Origin of the sequence: Methanobrevibacter filiformis, from assembly GCF_001639265.1 — an archaeon.
GTDB classification, from domain to species: domain Archaea; phylum Methanobacteriota; class Methanobacteria; order Methanobacteriales; family Methanobacteriaceae; genus Methanacia; species Methanacia filiformis.
In genome coordinates this window covers 1-687 of sequence record NZ_LWMT01000192.1, presented here as the reverse complement: position 1 = coordinate 687, position 687 = coordinate 1, and the positions used below count along the sequence as shown (strand labels likewise).

1 protein-coding gene is annotated in these 687 nt (G+C 34.9%); it reads right to left on the bottom strand.

Features of this window, described 5'->3' with window-relative positions; all coding sequences use genetic code 11:
• Nucleotides 1–687: DUF11 domain-containing protein (locus tag MBFIL_RS05030; protein WP_157078685.1), on the bottom strand; the 687-nt coding region annotated here is incomplete at both ends.

Below are 687 nucleotides of genomic sequence, written 5' to 3'. Positions count from 1 at the left end.
ACCTTAACAACACTCACATTAACATTATTACTCACATTAATAGTTTCATTATCAGACCCATTATCCTCATTAGTGTTATTCTGATCCACAGACACACTCGCAATGTTAATAACTGTACCATTACCAATAATAACAACAGTAATACTCAAAGCAACCGTTTCACCAGCACCAAGAGACCCAATAGACCAAACACCAGTAACATTATCATAAGAACCATTACTACCTACAAAACTCAAAACACTAGCATTCAACAAATCAGTCACAAATACACCAGTAGCATTACCAGAACCGTTATTAGCCACAGTAATAGTATAAGTAATAACATCACCAATATTCGCAGCTCCAGTAGTATTAGAAACCTTAACAACACTCACATTAACATTATTACTCACATTAATAGTTTCATTATCAGACCCATTATCCACGTTAGTATTATTCTGATCCACAGTCACACTCGCAATGTTAATAACTGTACCATTACCAATAATAACAACAGTAATACTCAAAGCAACCGTTTCACCAGCACCAAGAGACCCAATAGACCAAACACCAGTAACATCATCGTAAGAACCATTACTACCTACAAAACTCAAAACAGTAGCATTCAACAAATCAGTCACATATACACCAGTAGCATTACCAGAACCGTTATTAGACACAGTAATAGTATAAGTAATAATATCACCA